Annotated in this window: 13 protein-coding genes; 8 read left to right on the top strand and 5 right to left on the bottom strand. The window is 68.1% G+C overall.

What is annotated here, in order from left to right; translation table 11 throughout:
• Positions 1–54: 54 nt before the first annotated feature.
• The 5 genes from AC3WRR_RS08175 (at position 55) to AC3WRR_RS08155 (ending at position 6,033) form a co-directional block, all read left to right on the top strand.
• Complete coding sequence (locus AC3WRR_RS08175; RefSeq protein ID WP_492296635.1) at positions 55–1,662, top strand: OPT/YSL family transporter; 1,608 nt, start codon at positions 55–57, stop codon at positions 1,660–1,662.
• Between the two features lie 67 nt (positions 1,663–1,729).
• Positions 1,730–2,923, top strand: coding sequence for an aminotransferase class V-fold PLP-dependent enzyme (locus AC3WRR_RS08170; RefSeq protein WP_010813520.1), 1,194 nt, complete (start codon positions 1,730–1,732; stop codon positions 2,921–2,923).
• 44 nt (positions 2,924–2,967) lie between these two features.
• The gene (gene pepE / locus AC3WRR_RS08165; protein ID WP_492296633.1) at positions 2,968–3,723 is read left to right on the top strand and encodes a dipeptidase PepE; all 756 of its coding nucleotides are present in this window, start codon (positions 2,968–2,970) and stop codon (positions 3,721–3,723) included.
• Positions 3,724–3,857: 134 nt separating this feature from the next.
• The gene (locus tag AC3WRR_RS08160) at positions 3,858–5,018 is read left to right on the top strand and encodes a porin (protein ID WP_058697761.1); all 1,161 of its coding nucleotides are present in this window, start codon (positions 3,858–3,860) and stop codon (positions 5,016–5,018) included.
• Positions 5,019–5,076: 58 nt separating this feature from the next.
• The gene (locus AC3WRR_RS08155) at positions 5,077–6,033 is read left to right on the top strand and encodes a DUF1177 domain-containing protein (protein WP_492296631.1); all 957 of its coding nucleotides are present in this window, start codon (positions 5,077–5,079) and stop codon (positions 6,031–6,033) included.
• Positions 6,034–6,058: 25 nt separating this feature from the next.
• Here the strand turns inward: AC3WRR_RS08155 and AC3WRR_RS08150 are convergent, their stop codons facing one another.
• The gene (locus tag AC3WRR_RS08150; RefSeq protein WP_011616368.1) at positions 6,059–7,039 is read right to left on the bottom strand and encodes a DedA family protein/thiosulfate sulfurtransferase GlpE; all 981 of its coding nucleotides are present in this window, start codon (positions 7,037–7,039) and stop codon (positions 6,059–6,061) included.
• 411 nt (positions 7,040–7,450) lie between these two features.
• Between AC3WRR_RS08150 and kdgD the strand changes: the two genes are divergently transcribed.
• On the top strand, positions 7,451–8,365 hold the full coding sequence (gene kdgD, locus AC3WRR_RS08145) for a 5-dehydro-4-deoxyglucarate dehydratase (RefSeq protein ID WP_439669584.1): 915 nt from the start codon (positions 7,451–7,453) through the stop codon (positions 8,363–8,365).
• Between the two features lie 103 nt (positions 8,366–8,468).
• Positions 8,469–9,995, top strand: coding sequence for an aldehyde dehydrogenase (NADP(+)) (locus AC3WRR_RS08140; RefSeq protein ID WP_439672298.1), 1,527 nt, complete (start codon positions 8,469–8,471; stop codon positions 9,993–9,995).
• A 166-nt stretch (positions 9,996–10,161) separates the two neighbouring features.
• Here AC3WRR_RS08140 and AC3WRR_RS08135 read toward each other — a convergent pair whose 3' ends face one another.
• From AC3WRR_RS08135 to gudD, 3 genes are all read right to left on the bottom strand, one after another.
• The gene (locus tag AC3WRR_RS08135; RefSeq protein WP_010814023.1) at positions 10,162–11,160 is read right to left on the bottom strand and encodes a Bug family tripartite tricarboxylate transporter substrate binding protein; all 999 of its coding nucleotides are present in this window, start codon (positions 11,158–11,160) and stop codon (positions 10,162–10,164) included.
• 101 nt (positions 11,161–11,261) lie between these two features.
• Positions 11,262–12,284, bottom strand: a complete 1,023-nt coding sequence (locus AC3WRR_RS08130) for a Bug family tripartite tricarboxylate transporter substrate binding protein (RefSeq protein ID WP_010814024.1) — start codon at positions 12,282–12,284, stop codon at positions 11,262–11,264.
• Positions 12,285–12,366: 82 nt separating this feature from the next.
• Entirely contained in the window at positions 12,367–13,722 is a 1,356-nt protein-coding gene (gene gudD / locus AC3WRR_RS08125; RefSeq protein WP_439669580.1) for a glucarate dehydratase, read from the bottom strand.
• A 154-nt stretch (positions 13,723–13,876) separates the two neighbouring features.
• Here gudD and AC3WRR_RS08120 point away from each other — a divergent pair, with 154 nt between their 5' ends.
• Positions 13,877–14,641, top strand: coding sequence for a FadR/GntR family transcriptional regulator (locus tag AC3WRR_RS08120; RefSeq protein WP_010814026.1), 765 nt, complete (start codon positions 13,877–13,879; stop codon positions 14,639–14,641).
• A gap of 66 nt (positions 14,642–14,707) precedes the next feature.
• Here the strand turns inward: AC3WRR_RS08120 and AC3WRR_RS08115 are convergent, their stop codons facing one another.
• Positions 14,708–15,337, bottom strand: coding sequence for a response regulator transcription factor (locus tag AC3WRR_RS08115; protein ID WP_010814027.1), 630 nt, complete (start codon positions 15,335–15,337; stop codon positions 14,708–14,710).
• Between the last annotated feature and the right edge of the window lie 149 nt (positions 15,338–15,486).

The raw sequence follows: 15,486 nt of genomic DNA, 5'->3' as shown, positions 1-15,486 counted from the left end.
AGGCATCACACACAACAGACAAAACCAGACAACACTACGGGGAGCAGTGGACAAATGACCATGCCAACACAACTGAACGCGCCGATGGCGGCGCAGCCTGCAACACGGACACGCTTCATGGAGCCCTTGCTGCTGCTGGTCTCCGTGGGGCTGTCGGTGTTCGGCGCCATGATCGGGATGCAGCTGATCGTGTCGCTGGGGATCTCGGCCAACACCTCGATCATCGGCGCGCTGATCGCGATCGTGTTCTCGCGCATCCCGCTGGAGATCACGCGGCGCTTCCGCGTGCTGGAGCGGCAGAACCTGGTGCAGACGGCAATCTCGTCGGCCACCTTCGGCGCCGCCAACTCGCTGATGATCCCGATCGGCGTGCCATACGCGATGGGCATGCCGGAACTGGCCACGCCGATGCTGATCGGCGCGGTGATCGCCATGTTCGTTGACGGCGCCATGCTGTACTTCCTCTTCGGCAGCAGGATCTTTCCCGCCACCGGCACCTGGCCGGCCGGCATCGCCACGGCCGAGGCCATCTGGGCCGGCGACCGCGGCGGGCGCAAGGCCGCGTTCCTGGGGCTGGGCATTGCCGTGGGCGTGGGCGGCGCCTGGCTGGGCGTGCCGATGTCCGCGTTCGGCGCGGCCTTCCTGGGCAACCTGGCGGCACTGACCATGTTCGGCATTGGCCTGCTGGTGCGCGGCTATTCGGTGGCGCTGACCGGCATCGACATCGCCAAGGCCTATATCCCGCACGGGCTGATGATCGGCGCGGGCATCGTCGCGCTGTTCCAGGTCGCCAATGAGATCCGGCGCGCGCGCCATGCCCCGGCCGCTGACGCGCGCACCATCGAAGTCCCGGCCTCGCGCGCCAGCCGCATCCTGTCGGGCGGCTTCCTGATCTACCTGGCGATTGCGCTGCTGATCTCGGTGCTGGCCGGCCATGTCTCGGACATGTCGCTGGGCATGCTGGTGGTGTTCGTGCTCTATGCCGCCTTTGCCGCCTATGTGCATGAGCTGATCGTCGGCATCGCGGCGATGCATTCGGGCTGGTTCCCGGCCTTCGCGGTGGCACTGATCACGCTGACCATCGGCATCCTGATCGGCTTCCCGCCGACGGCGCTGGCGGTGCTGGTGGGTTTCTCCGCCGCCACCGGCCCGGCCTTTGCCGACATGGGCTACGACCTCAAGACCGGCTACCTGCTGCGCGGCGAAGGCCGCGACATGGAGGCCGAGCTGGCCGGGCGCAAGCAGCAGTTCCTGGCCGCGATGATCGGCTTTGCCGTGGCCGCGATGGTAGTGCTGGTGTTCCACGGCACCTTCTTCGCGCAGAACATGATCCCGCCGGTGGACCGCGTCTACGCGGCCTCGATCAAGGCGGGCTCGTCGGCGGAGATTGCCCGCAACCTGGTGATCTGGGCCATCCCCGGCGCGCTGCTGCAGCTGATCGGCGGCTCCAGGCGCCAGCTTGGCATCCTGCTCTCCACCGGCATGCTGATTGCCTCGCCGCTGGCCGGCTGGGCAGTGCTGGCAGGCCTCGCGATCCGCTTCGTGCTGCAGCGCCTGCGCGGCGACAAGCACGTGGCCGAGATGAGCGCCTTCGCCGGCGGCGTGATTGCCGGCGACGCCCTGTTCAGCTTCTTCGGCTCCGTCACCAAGCTGCGCAAGTAAGTGCGCAACTGAGTCTTACCTCGGGGCGCGGTCGCCGCGTCCCGCCTGCCATTACCCGAGACGTTCCATGGATATCCAAGCCATCCAGGCGATCCGCGCCGACACCCCGCTGACGGCCTCCACCATCTATCTCGACACCGCCGCGGCCTCGTTGCCGCCCGACGCGGTGCTCGATACCGTGCGCAGCTACCTGCTCGATACCGGCCACGTCGGCATCTACCTGCCGGCCTTCCGCAAAGAGACCTATGCGCGCGTGGAAGCGGTGCGCGGCAAGCTGGCCGGACTGCTCAACTGCGCCGCCGACGAAGTCGCCTTCACCAAGAACGCCACCGAGAGCATCTCGATCGTCGCGCGCGGCATCGCCTGGAAGGCCGGTGACGAAGTGCTGGTGGCTGACACCGAGATGCTGAGCAACCTGCTGCCCTGGCGCCGGCTGGAGCAATCGCACGGCATCGTCGTGAAGATGGTCGCGGCCAATGCCGAAGGACTGCTGTCGCCCGCGGCGTTCGAGGCCGCCGTGACCTCGCGCACGCGCCTGCTCACCTTCTCGCACCTGCCCAATTCGACGGGTGCGGTGCAGCCGGCCGCGCAGATCTGCGCGCTGGCGCGCCGCCATGGCGTGCTGTCGCTGGTCAATGCGGCACAGAGCGTGGGCATGCTGCGCTCGGACGTGGCCGAGCTGGACTGCGATTTCCTGGCAGGCTGCGGCCGCAAGGCGCTGCGCGCGACCGAGGGCTCGGGCTTCCTGTATGTGCGCCGCGCGCTGATCGAGCAGGTCGAGCCCGCGCTGGTGGGCTGGTGGAACGGCGCCTATGACCGTGCCACGGGCGCGCTGTCCCTTGTCGCTGGCGCCAGGCGCTTCGAGGCAGGCTGCCCGATCGTGCCGGCGATCCTCGGCATGGGCACCGCCATCGATTACGCCGCCGCCATCGGCATCGACGCCATCGAAGCGCGTGTGCGCGACCTGACCGAGTACGCGGTGGCGAAGTTCTCGTCGACCCCCGGCTTCGAGCTGTACGGCCCGGCCGACGTGGCCAACCGCATAGGCATCGTGCCGTTCAATGTGCGCGGCGTGGACCCGGCGCGCATCGTCGCCGCGCTGGAAACGCAGCAATGCATCATCGAGGCCGGCAACTTCATGGCCGACGCCATCCTGGCGCGCTATGGCGTGTCCACCATGGCGCGCGTCTCGCTGCACTACTTCAACACGCATGAAGAGATCGACCGCGTCGCCGCGCTGATCCGCGCCGCGATCGCCTGATCGCGCATTGAACTTCACCAGACTCTCCTGACGGAAACCAAGACATGACCCAACGCATCCTCCTGATGAGCAGCTCGCGCAAGGACAACCTCGGCTACCTCGAGCACGCCGGCGAGCAGATCCACACGCTGCTCAGGCGCGAGCCGCGCAAGGTGCTGTTCGTGCCGTTCGCCGGCGTGACCTTCAGCTTCGACACCTATGAAGGCATGGTCAAGCCGGTGTTCGAGACGCTGGGCTACGCGCTCGAATCGATCCACCACAGCGCCGATCCGCTGCGCGCCGTGGAGCAGGCCGAGGCCATCGCGGTGGGCGGCGGCAACACCTTTGCGCTGCTCAAGCGCATGTACGACGCCGGCATCGTCGACGCAATCCGCGCCAGGGTGCGCGCGGGCACGCCATACGTGGGCTGGAGCGCCGGCAGCAACGTCGCCTGCCCGACCATCCGCACCACCAACGACATGCCCATCGTGCAGCCGCCGTCGCTGCGCGCGCTGGGGCTGGTGCCGTTCCAGATCAACCCGCACTTCATCAGCGGCAAGCCCGCCGGCCACAACGGCGAAAGCCGCGAAGATCGCCTGGCCGAGTTCCTGCACATCAACGCGCCGGAGCAGGTGTTTGCGCTGCCGGAGGGTTCGGCGCTGTTCTCGGACGGCACCCGCGGCACCGTGCTGGGCGAGCGCCATGCGCTGTGGTTTCCGGCCGAAGGCAAGGTCGAAACGATTCGCGAGGGCGAGATCTTCCCGCTGTCGCAGATCACCGGTCCGGCCGGGATGCAGGACTGGCCGGGATTTGCTGCCTGAGCCGGCGGCACTGCCCTGAGCCGCTGACGCACTGACCCGGGCCGGTCCCGGGCACAACAAAGAGAAAACCGCCCCGCGGGCCGCGCAGTGCCGCCCGCGCGGGCTCCCTTTTGCCTTTTGGAGGAGAAAACAACATGAGCCACACTATTCGCCACGCCGCCCGCCTGGCACTGCCGTTGCTGCTGGGCCTGCCGGCCGCCGCGATGGCGCGGTCCGGGGTGACGCTGTACGGCGTGATCGACACCGCGCTGACCTACCAGACCCATTCGAACCCGGCGGGCGATGCCCAGATCGGGCTGCAGCAGGGCGGCGAAGGCTTCCTGTCGGGCAGCCGCTTCGGCCTGAAGGGCACCGAGGACCTGGGCGGCGGCGTGAAAGCCGGCTTCGTGCTGGAAAACGGCTTCCTGGCCGACACCGGCAGGCTGGACCAGCAGGGCCAGCTGTTCGGGCGCCAGGCCTACGTGAAGATCGGCAACCAGTGGGGCGATCTGGCACTGGGCCGGCAGTACACCACGGCCAACACCATGCTGTACTACGTCGATCCGCTCGGCGTGGGCGCGGCGCCGTCGAACTCCTGGATGGTTTACCTGACCGGCCAGCGCTATGACAATGCCGTCAGCTATACCGGCAACTTCGGCCCGGTGTCCGTCATCGCCGAATACGCGCTGGGCGAAACCCCGGGCAACAGCAAGGCGACCTCGTCGATGTCGCTGGGCCTGAAGTACGCCGCCGGCCCGATCACCGCCATCGGCGACTTCCAGCAGACCCGCGACAGCCAGAGCCGCGCCGCGCGCATCTACATGGCCGGCCTGAAGGCCGCGGTCGGACGCGCCAACCTGTTTGCCAACTACATCTACAGCGACCGCGACGCCGCCTTCGATTCATCGAAGGGCGGCACCGACACGGCCACCATCACCAGCATGTCGACCGCCGCCACGGCCACCAACCGCGCCGCCATCAACTCGGTCTTCGGCAGCAGCCGGCGCGACGACTTCTTCACGCTGGGCGCCAACTACGCCGTCACGGGCAACGTCACGCTGACCGCCAGCATGATGCACAACCGCACCCGCGCCGACAACTTCAGCGGCAACCGCACCACGGCATACGGCGTGGCCGGCTATGCCTTCAGCAAGCGCACCGATGCCTACCTGGCGGTGGCCTATGACTGGGTGCGCGGCGGCTGGTCGGGCCTGTTCGGCAACAACACCACCAACTGGACCGGCGGCAGCGGCAAGCCGCTGGACGGGCGCGACAACCAGACCACGGTCATGGCCGGCCTGCGTCACCAGTTCTGACTTTTCGTAGACGCCATGCCCGCGCCGAGCGGGCATGGCACATCCTTTGGAGAAAGCCATGGCCCTGCAGCAGACGCTGGTCATTCATGAAGCCCTGGACAGCCCGCACGCCAACGGTGCGGTCGTCAGCGAACTGTTCGCGCCCTATGCCGGCGCCGGCGTGAGCGTGGAAGTGACCACGATCCACAACGCCCCGCCCGAGAACACGGCCAACACCACCGACTTCATCACCATCGTGATCCCCGGCACCACGGGCAAGCGTAGCGGCGGCAGTGCGCCGACGCTGGGCGTGATCGGCCGCAACGGCGCGATTGGCGCGCGCCCGGAACTGGTGGGGCTGGTGTCTGACGCCGACGGCCCGATCGGCTGCCTGGCGGTGGCGCTCAAGCTGGCGCAGATGAAGGCGCGCGACGACCACCTGGCGGGCGACGTGATCGTGACCACGCACCTGTCGACCAATGTCTCGATGCAGCCGCACGACCCGGTGCCGTTCATGGGCATGCCGGTCTCGTCCGACACCATGAACGACTACCAGGTGCTGCCGGAGATGGACGCGATCCTGTCGATCGATGCCTCCAAGGGCAACAGCATCATCAAGCACCGCGGCTTTGCGATTTCGCCGACGGCGATGCAGGGCTACATCCTGCGCGTGGCGCCGGACCTGGTGGCGACCATGGAGTCCACCACCGGCTGCCCGGCGGTGACCTTCCCGATCTCGCAGCAGGACATCACGCCGTACCACAACGGCCTGTACCACTTCAACAGCATCATGCAGCCGCACGTGGCCACCCGGGCGCCGGTGGTCGGCGTGGCGGTGACGGCGCAGTCGGTGGTATCGGGCAGCGCGACCTCGGCCAACCATGAGATCGACATCGCTGAAGCCGTGCGCTTCTGCGTGGAGGTGTCCAAGCGCTTCGGCGCCGGCAAGTGTCAGTTCTTCAATGCCGCCGAATGGGAGAAGATCCGCGCCGTCTACCCGGACCTGTCGGTATTCCAGACCGCGGGCAAGCGCTGAGCGCAGCGCCGGCGGCCTGGCAGGTTCAGGCGGCTTCGGCCGGCCCTGGCTGGTTGGCCGCCTCGGTCGGGGCGGTGCCGCCGTGGCGCCGCTTCCATTCGTCGAAGCCGCCGGCCAGCGCCCAGGTCTTCGGGTAGCCGGCCACGCGCAGGCGCTCGGCCAGCAGCGCGGCGGACAGTTCATTGGGGCAGGCGCAATAGACCACGATGTCGGCCCCGGCGTGCGGCACGCCTAACGCGTCCAGGCTGTCCAGCGCGCCCTGCATGTCGAGCACCACCGAGCCGGGGATGCGCTCCATCGGCGTGTCCCCGTGGGCGCGCACGTCGATCACCACCGGCAGGCTGCCGGCGAGCCGGCGCGCTTCCAGCTCATCCACCGTCATGCGCGGCACGCGCCGCGTGCGGCGCAGCAGCCGGAAGCGGCGCCACCAGCGCCACGCCAGGAACAGCGCGAACGCCACCAACAGCCCCACCACGGCCATATGCCCGTAGGCGCTGAACGCCTCCAGGATGGCATCGATAAAATCACTGAACACCACGCCGATCAGCAAGGCGCTGCCAGCCCAGACCAGCGCGCCGATGGCGTCATAGAACAGGAACACCGGCAACGGCGTGCCGGTCATGCCCGCCATCGCGGTGGACAAGGCCCCGGCACCGGGCAGCAGCTTGGCGATCACCAGCGAGCGCGGCCCCACGCGCAGGTAGAGCGACTGGGTCTGGCGGATGCACGAGTCCTGCGAAATCGATACCCGGCAGATCGTGCGCAGCATCGGCTGCCCCAGCCGGCGCCCGGCGAAGTACCAGCCGGTATCGGCAATCAGGCAGGCAAAGATCACCGCAGCCAGCACCGCGCCGATCGACGGCCCGGTCTCCTGCATGCCCAGCGCGCCGGCGACGAACAGCATCGGGTAGGCCGGCACCGGCAGCCCGGCCTGCTCGACCAGCACGTTCAGGAACACCAGCATCAGCCCGTGGTTTTCCAGCAAGGCCTGTAACTCTCCCACCATGTTCTCCCCGTCAGTCCAGGATGCCAGTGTGCCAGTCGCCGGGGGCTCGTGCACCGGCAGCTTTGCATGGGTGTTTCAAATTTCCTGAGTGGCAGGCGCGCTGGCAGAAACCACTCCGACTTACGTTGTCCTACAACATTACATGCCTGCCCCACCGGAGCTCACCCACGGTACGACGGCCGCCATCCATGCTTGAAGTGCCCCAGACGGCATGTTTCTGTCCTTTTTTGCTAGCCGGCAGGGCTTTCCAGCGAAAACACCGGCCGCATCCCGGTTAACCCCGAATGATCACAAGCCCTATTGCCTTCGCCAGAGCCTTGTCATACGATGACTGATAACTCGGATGATCTGCACCGCCGCAGTCAGCCGCCACTGCCACCCGGGGCCACTGGCCCGCTCAGGATTGCCGCAATGCTCGCACCCAACGAACTCAAGCAAATCGTCTCCGAAGGCCTGCTGTCCTTCCCCATCACCGACTTCGACGCCCAGGGCGACTTCGCACCGCAGTCCTACGCCGCGCGGCTGGAGTGGCTGGCCCCCTACGGCGCCACCGCGCTGTTCGCTGCGGGCGGCACCGGCGAGTTCTTCTCGCTGACACCGCAGGACTACTCGGCCGTGGTCGACACCGCCGTGCGCACCTGCGCCGGCAAGGTGCCGATCCTGGCCGGCGCCGGCGGCCCGACCCGCACCGCCATCGCCTACGCGCAGGAAGCCCAGCGCCTGGGCGCGGCCGGCGTGCTGTTGCTGCCGCACTACCTGACCGAAGCCAGCCAGGACGGCATCGCCGCCCACGTGGAGCAGGTCTGCAAGTCGGTCGATATCGGCGTGATCGTCTACAACCGCGCCAACTCGAAGCTGGATGCGACGCAACTCGCGCGCCTGGCCGAGCGCTGCCCCAACCTGGTCGGCTTCAAGGACGGCGTGGGCGACATCGAGGCCATGGTCAGCATCCGCCGCAAGCTGGGCGACCGCTTCTCCTACCTCGGCGGCCTGCCCACGGCCGAGGTCTATGCCGCGGCCTACAAGGCGCTGGGCGTGCCGGTGTATTCGTCGGCAGTGTTCAACTTCATCCCCGAGACCGCGATGGACTTCTACCGCGCCATCGCCGCGGATGACCACGACACCGTGGGCCGCCTGCTCGACAACTTCTTCCTGCCCTACCTGGCCATCCGCAACCGCAAGGCCGGCTATGCCGTGAGCATCGTCAAGGCCGGCGCCCGACTGGTCGGCCACGACGGCGGCCCGGTGCGCGCGCCGCTGACCGACCTGACCGGCGAGGAGATGGAGATGCTGGGCGCGCTGATCAACAAGCTCGGCCCGCAGTAAGCGGCAAGCAAGCCGCCCTCGCATTGCATATCGACAGGCCGGCCGCGGGGCACTTGCCCTCCGGCCGGCGTTCCCGTTCCAAACGCTGACAAGGAATCCTTCCATGCACATCACCGGCGACATGCTGATCGGCGCGCAAGCCGTGCGCGGCACCGAAGCCCTGCTGCAGGCCATCAATCCCGCCACCGGCGAAGCCCTGGGCCCTGACTTCCATGGCGGCGGCCAGGCCGAGGTCGAGCGCGCCTGTGCGCTGGCCGAAGCCGCTTTCGACACCTACCGCAACACCACGCCAGAGCAGCGCGCGGCCTTGCTCGAAGCCATCGCCACCGGCATCGAGGCGCTCGGCGACACGCTGATCGAACGCGCCCACCTGGAAAGCGCGCTGCCGGTCGCGCGCCTGCAGGGCGAGCGCGGCCGCACCGCCGGCCAGCTGCGCCTGTTCGCCACCGTGCTGCGCGAAGGCCGCTGGCAGCAGGCCACCTTCGACCCCGCACTGCCCGAGCGCAACCCGCCGCGCCCGGACCTGCGCATGCAGCGCATCGCCATCGGTCCGGTAGCAGTGTTCGGCGCCAGCAACTTCCCGCTGGCGTTCTCCGTGGCCGGCGGCGACACTGCCTCGGCGCTGGCCGCGGGCTGCCCGGTCGTGGTCAAGGCGCACCCGGCGCACCTGGGCACGTCGGAACTGGTGGGGCGCGTGATCCAGCAGGCCGTGCAGGACGCGGGCCTGCCCGAAGGCGTGTTCTCGCTGCTGGTCGGGGCGGGCAATGCCATCGGCACGGCACTGGTCACGCATCCGGCAATCCAGGCGGTGGGCTTCACCGGCTCGCGCGCCGGCGGCCTGGCGCTGATGCAGGCCGCCCAGCGCCGCCCGCAGCCGATCCCGGTGTATGCGGAGATGAGCAGCATCAATCCGGTGTTCCTGCTGCCCGCGGCGCTCGATGCGCGCGGCGAAGACATCGGCCGCCAGCTGGTGGATTCGCTGGTGATGGGCGTCGGCCAGTTCTGTACCAACCCCGGGCTGGTGATCGGCATTGAAGGCCCCGCGCTCGACAAGTTCCGCGCCGCGGCGCTCGGCGCGCTGCAAGGCAAGCCGGCGGCGACCATGCTGACGCCCGGCATCCATGCCGCCTTTGAGCAAGGCGTGGCGCAGCTGTCGTCGCTCGACGGCCTGCAACGCATTGGCGATGGCGTCGACGGCAACGGGGCCAACCAGGCGCGGCCAGTAATGTTCGAGACCACCGCGGCGCAGTTCATGGCGGATCACCGGATGCAGGCCGAGGTGTTCGGGCCGTCGACGTTGCTGGTGGTATGCCGCGATCTCGAAGAGATGCTGGCGGTGGCGCGACAGCTTGAAGGCCAGCTGACGGCGACGATGCAGCTCGACGATGCCGACCACGCGGCCGCGCGGCGCCTGCTGCCGGTGCTGGAACGCAAGGCCGGGCGGGTGCTGTGCAATGGCTATCCGACTGGGGTCGAGGTTGCCTATGCGATGGTGCATGGCGGGCCGTTCCCGGCGACTTCGGATGCGCGTTCGACTTCGGTGGGAGCGACGGCGATTGACCGGTTCTTGCGGCCGGTTTGTTATCAGAACCTGCCGCAGGCGTTGTTGCCGGAAGCGGTGAAGGGTTGATTGCGCAGGCCCCGCAGTGCGCGGGGCTTTTTTCTTATTGGGGGGTCTTCGCTAGATTTGGGAAGCCCTGCTTTGGCTTGTTGCCATGCGGTCGGTTGTCGCCCTTGGCAACAACAAAAACACCCCGCAAATCTGCGAAGAACCAGCTACGGCCCGCGAGCCCAGATCAAGCCTCCAGCTTGATCCCCGCCTGCTTCACCACCCCCGCCCATCGCGCCTGCTCGGCAACAAAGAACTTCCCGGTCTCCCCGGGCGTCATCGTCACCACCTCCGCCCCCTGGGCCACCAGCTGCGCGCGCAGATCCGGCGCACGGATGATGCGGATCAGCTCGCCGCTGAGGCGCGCCACCATCGCATCGGGCATGCTGGCCGGAGCCATCACGCCCTGCCACGTCCCGGATTCAAAATTCGGCACGCCCTGCTCGGCGATGGTCGGCACGTTCTGCAGCAGCGGCATGCGCGTGCGCTTGGACTGGGCGATCAGCTTGAGCTTGCCCGACTGCACGTGCGGCAGCGTGGCCAGCATGCCGTTCATCAGCACCTGGGCGCTGCCGCCCACGGTATCGGCAATGGCCTGCGAGCCGCCCTTGTAGGGTACGTATTGCCACTTGGCGCCGGTGGTCTGCTCCACCGCCACGCCGGCCAGGTGCGGCGCGCTGCCGATGGCGGTCACGGCGAAGTTGAGCTGGCTGCGCTGCGACAGCGCCACCAGTTCCTTCACGCTGGCCGCCTGCACCGACGGATGCACCACCAGCAGGTGCGGCGAGTAGGCCAGCATCGACACCGGCTTGAGGTCCTTGGCGATATTGAAGGTCAGCTTGGTATAGACCGACGGGCTGATCGCCAGCGCGCCGATATCGCACAGCATCAGCGTGTGGTTGTCGGTGGCCTGCGCGACCAGTGCCGCGCCGACGTTGCCGTTGGCACCGGGGCGGTTGTCCACCACCACTGACTGGCCCAGCGCCTCGCCCAGCTGCTTGCTGATCAGGCGCGCGATGATGTCTGACGAGCCACCGGCGGTGTACGGCACCACCAGGCGGATCGGGCGGGTGGGCCAGTCCGGTCCGGCGTGCGCCGCCGAGGACAGGCCCGCGAGCGGACCGGCTGCCAGGCCGGCGGCCAGTGCGGAGGATTGCTTGAGGAAGGTGCGGCGTCCCTGGGTCATGCTGTTGTCTCCTGTCGATGACGCGAGCGCCGGCGCGGCACGCTATGCGTGCATGCCCGGCGCGTTCTGTGCTGCAGTGTCTGGGGTTCAGTGCGATGGCTTCAGTCCAGCGCGATCTTGCCCTTCTCGATCACGGTCTTCCAGCGCAGCAGTTCCTGCGCCTCGAACTGGTTGAACTGCTCGGGCGTGTTGGCCACCACCTCGAAGCCGCTCTCGGACAGCTTCTGGCGCATCTTCGGGTCGTTCAGCGACGACACCAGCGCGCCGTGCAGGCGGCTCTTCACCTCGGGCGGCAGGCCGCGCGGCGCAGCAACGCCCTGCCACGAGTACACCTCGACGTCCTTAACGCCGGCCTCGGCCATGGTCGGCACATTGGGCAGCACCGGCGAGCGCTTGTCGGAGGTCACCGCCATGGCCTTGAGCTTGCCGGTGCGGATGTGCTGCAGCACGGCGTTGACGTTCTGGAACGACACGTCGACCTGGCCGGCAAGCAGGTCGGAGATGGCCGGGCCGCCGCCCTTGTAGGGCACGTGCAGGCCGTCGGTGGCGCTCTTCTGCCAGAACAGCGCAGCAGTCAGGTGGTCGGACGAGCCCGCGCCGGACGAGGCAAAGCTGACCTTGCCCGGATTCTTCTTCATGTAGGCCACCAGTTCCTGCAGCGTATTGGCCGGGAACTGTGGATTGGCCACCAGCACGTTGGGCGCGCGCACCGCCACGGTCAGCAGGTCGAAGTCCTTGGCCGGGTCATAGGCCAGGTTCTTCTGCAGGAACGGGTTCACAGCATACACGCCGATCGACGCCACCATCATGGTGTAGCCGTCCGCCGGCGCGCGCTTGACGAAGGTGGCGCCGATGGCGCCGGTCGCGCCGGGGCGGTTGTCGATGACGAAGGGCTGGCCCAGCTTTTCATTGAGCGGCACGGTCAGCATGCGCGCGATGGCGTCGCTGGAGCCACCCGGCGGGAACGGCACCACCACCGATACCGGGCGTTGCGGCCACTCCTGTGGCGCGGCGTATGCGGCGGCGCTCACGGTCAGGGCCGCCACCGTGACGACAGAGCCGAGCGCAAAGGCGCGCAGCCAGTGAGGCAGGCGCAGGGCGCGCTGGCGTTGGAACGTGTACATCGTTGTCTCCTGCAGTGTCTTTATCAGATCAGCCAGCCGTGCCGATCACGGCAGCGGCCGGTTGGGCGTTGCCGGTACTGCGTCAGCGCACCATGCAGGGCGCCTTGTTGTTGAACTTCCAGCCGGGGATCAGGAATTGCATCGCCGCGGCATCGTCGCGTGCGCCCAGGCCCTTGCGCTGGTACAGCTCGTGCGCGCGCGCCAGGGCATCCATGTCGAGCTCCACGCCCAGGCCCGGGGTCTTGGGCACCTGCACCAGGCCGCCTTCGATCCGCAGCGGGTTGCGGGTCAGGTTTTCGCCGTCCTGCCAGATCCAGTGCGTGTCGATGGCAGTGACGCGCCCCGGCGCGGCGGCGGCCACGTGGGTGAACATCGCCAGCGAAATATCGAAGTGGTTGTTCGAGTGCGAGCCCCAGGTCAGGCCCCATTCGGCGCACATCTGCGCCACGCGCACCGAGCCCTGCATGGTCCAGAAGTGCGGGTCGGCCAGCGGGATGTCGACCGACTGCAGCCGCACGGCGTGCCCCATCTGGCGCCAGTCGGTGGCGATCATGTTGGTGGCGGTGGGCAGGCCGGTGGCAGTGCGGAATTCGGCCATGATCTCGCGCCCGGAATAGCCGTCTTCGGCGCCGCACGGGTCTTCGGCATAGGCCAGCACGCCGCGCTTGTCGCGGCACAGGCGCACGGCCTCTGCCAGCGACCAGGCGCCGTTGGGATCCAGCGTTATGCGCGCCTTCGGGAAGCGTTCGGCCAGCGCCAGGATCGCTTCCATCTCTTCGTCGCCGCTCAGCACGCCGCCCTTGAGCTTGAAGTCGTTGAATCCATAGCGCTCGTAAGCGGCTTCGGCCAGGCGCACCACGCCCTCGGGCGTCATCGCCCCTTCATTGCGCAGGCGGAACCACGCGTTGTCGGCATCGGGCTCGGTGCGGTAGTCCAGCGTGGTGCGCTGGCGATCGCCGATATAGAACAGGTAGCCGAGCATCTCCACGGCGTCGCGCTGCTGGCCTTCGCCGAGCAGTGCGGCCACCGGCACCTCGAGGTGCTGGCCGAGCAGGTCGAGCAGCGCCGCCTCGAGCGCCGTCACCGCATGGATGGTGATGCGCAGGTCAAAGGTCTGCAGGCCGCGGCCGCCGGCATCGCGGCTGGCGAATGCCGCGCGCACGCGGTTCAGGATGGACTGGTACTGGCCGATGGGCTGGCCCACCAGCAGCGGCCGCGCGTCTTCCAGCGTCTGGCGGATGCCCTCGCCGCCCGGGACCTCGCCCACGCCGGTGTGGCCGGCGCTGTCGCGCACGATCACGATATTGCGAGTGAAGTACGGGCCATGGGCGCCGGACAGGTTCATCAGCATGCTGTCATGCCCGGCCACGGGCACCACGGTCAGTTCGGTCACGACCGGGGTGTGGGCGGACGCCATGGGGGCGGCGGTTGGGGTCATCTCAGGGTTGTCTCCGGCATTTCCGATGGCGGGCGCAGTATCGTTCACTGGACCATCACTTCGCGTATGTTATCTGTCATCGTATGACTGATAACCCAGTATAATGAGGCCATCTCGAACCGGTCAAGTCCGGGAAACCCCGCCCGTATCCACCATGCCGAACTCCACCTCCGCCCAGTCCGTTCCGCCCGTTCCTGCGCCGCTGCGCCGCCGCGGCCGCACGCTTGCCGAAGAAGTGGTGCAAGCCCTTGGCGAAGAAATCCGCCAGGGCCAGCTCAAGCCCGGCAACAAGCTGCCGACCGAGTCGGAGATCATGGCGTCGATGGGGGTCAGCCGCACCGTGGTGCGCGAGGCACTGTCGCGGCTGCAGGCCAGCGGCCTGGTCGAGACGCGCCACGGCATCGGCACCTTCGTGCTGGCGCGCGCGGCCGAGGCGCCCTCGCCCTTCCGCATCGGGCCGGACGCGCTGGGCACGGCCATGGATGTGATGGCGATGCTGGAATTCCGCGTCAGCCTTGAGGCCGAGGCCGCGGGCCTGGCCGCGTCGCGCCGCACCGACGCGCAGCTGGCCGCGATGCGCCAGGCGCTGGACGAGCTCAAGCGCAGTGCCGGCGCCGGTAACGACGCCGTGGAGAGCGATTTTGCCTTCCACCTGGCGATTGCACGCGCCACCGGCAACCGCTATTTCACCGACATCATGGGCCACCTGGGCACCATGGTGATCCCGCGCAGCCGCCTGCAGGTCAGCACGCCCGAGCGCGAGCAGTACCTGGACCGCGTCAGCATCGAGCACGAGAACATCTACGACGCGATCGAGCGCCGCGACCCGGACGGGGCCAAGGCCGCCATGCGCATGCACCTGACCAACAGCCGCGAACGGCTGCGCAAGGCCTCGGCGCCGGCCGGCGCCCAAGGCTGAGCGACGCGCGCGCACTGGGTGGGTGCGGCCGCCAAGTCATACGATGTCTAATGATATGGACCGAGATCAGGGGGTCAGCCGGCAACGCCGCGCAAAGTCCACCAGCTCCACCAGGGACGAGACCTGCAGCTTGCCCATGATGCGTGCCTTGTAGCTGCTCACGGTCTTGTTGCTGATAAAGAGGCTGGCGCTGATGGCCTTGTAGGACATGCCGCGCGCCAGCATCTGCAGCACCACCAGTTCCTTGTCGGAAAGGCGCCGCAGGATCTCCTCATCCGCCGACATGGCCTGGCGCGGCGCGCCGCCGCGGCTGAGCACCGGGAACACGGTATAGCCCGCCAGCACCGCCTCGACCGCACGCAGGATTTCCTTGATGTCCTGGGTCTTGCTGACGAAGCCCTGCGCACCGGCCTGCCATGACCGGCTGATGAACACCGCCGGGTCCAGCGCCGTCACCACCAGAATGCGCACCTGCGGATGGATCGCGCGCAGGCGCGGCGCCACATCCAGCCCGCTGGAGCGCGGGATGTCCAGGTCGAGCAGCACGAGGTCCGGCGTGCGCGCGCGCACCAGCTCGATGGCGCACTGTCCGTTGTCTGCTTCGATCACCTCGTCTACGCCAAGCAGCTGCAGCAGATGGTGCCTGAGCACCAGCCGCATCGCCGGATGGTCGTCAACGATCAGGATGGTTGTCATGCGTGGCTTCGTAGTCCGGGAACGCATCGGCGACGGCGCGCATTCTGCCCGGGCATGGGATGGCAGGGCGATTGACACGCGGGGCGCGATGCTGCGCCAGTATAGGGAGCCGCGGACGCTGGCAGGATGGGAGAAATCGGTTTCGCATG

Source organism: Cupriavidus sp. FW305-3-2-15-C-LB2 (assembly GCF_058787575.1).
This window is presented reverse-complemented; position numbering and strand designations above follow the sequence as displayed.

Bases quoted from the DNA above. Each gene is read 5' to 3' on its own strand.
- AC3WRR_RS08175 (WP_492296635.1), top strand. From the start codon at position 55: ATGACCATGCCAACACAACTGAACGCGCCGATGGCGGCGCAGCCTGCA.
- AC3WRR_RS08170 (WP_010813520.1), top strand. From the start codon at position 1,730: ATGGATATCCAAGCCATCCAGGCGATCCGCGCCGACACCCCGCTGACG.
- pepE (WP_492296633.1), top strand. From the start codon at position 2,968: ATGACCCAACGCATCCTCCTGATGAGCAGCTCGCGCAAGGACAACCTC.
- AC3WRR_RS08160 (WP_058697761.1), top strand. From the start codon at position 3,858: ATGAGCCACACTATTCGCCACGCCGCCCGCCTGGCACTGCCGTTGCTG.
- AC3WRR_RS08155 (WP_492296631.1), top strand. From the start codon at position 5,077: ATGGCCCTGCAGCAGACGCTGGTCATTCATGAAGCCCTGGACAGCCCG.
- AC3WRR_RS08150 (WP_011616368.1), bottom strand. From the start codon at position 7,039: ATGGTGGGAGAGTTACAGGCCTTGCTGGAAAACCACGGGCTGATGCTG.
- kdgD (WP_439669584.1), top strand. From the start codon at position 7,451: ATGCTCGCACCCAACGAACTCAAGCAAATCGTCTCCGAAGGCCTGCTG.
- AC3WRR_RS08140 (WP_439672298.1), top strand. From the start codon at position 8,469: ATGCACATCACCGGCGACATGCTGATCGGCGCGCAAGCCGTGCGCGGC.
- AC3WRR_RS08135 (WP_010814023.1), bottom strand. From the start codon at position 11,160: ATGACCCAGGGACGCCGCACCTTCCTCAAGCAATCCTCCGCACTGGCC.
- AC3WRR_RS08130 (WP_010814024.1), bottom strand. From the start codon at position 12,284: ATGTACACGTTCCAACGCCAGCGCGCCCTGCGCCTGCCTCACTGGCTG.
- gudD (WP_439669580.1), bottom strand. From the start codon at position 13,722: ATGACCCCAACCGCCGCCCCCATGGCGTCCGCCCACACCCCGGTCGTG.
- AC3WRR_RS08120 (WP_010814026.1), top strand. From the start codon at position 13,877: ATGCCGAACTCCACCTCCGCCCAGTCCGTTCCGCCCGTTCCTGCGCCG.
- AC3WRR_RS08115 (WP_010814027.1), bottom strand. From the start codon at position 15,337: ATGACAACCATCCTGATCGTTGACGACCATCCGGCGATGCGGCTGGTG.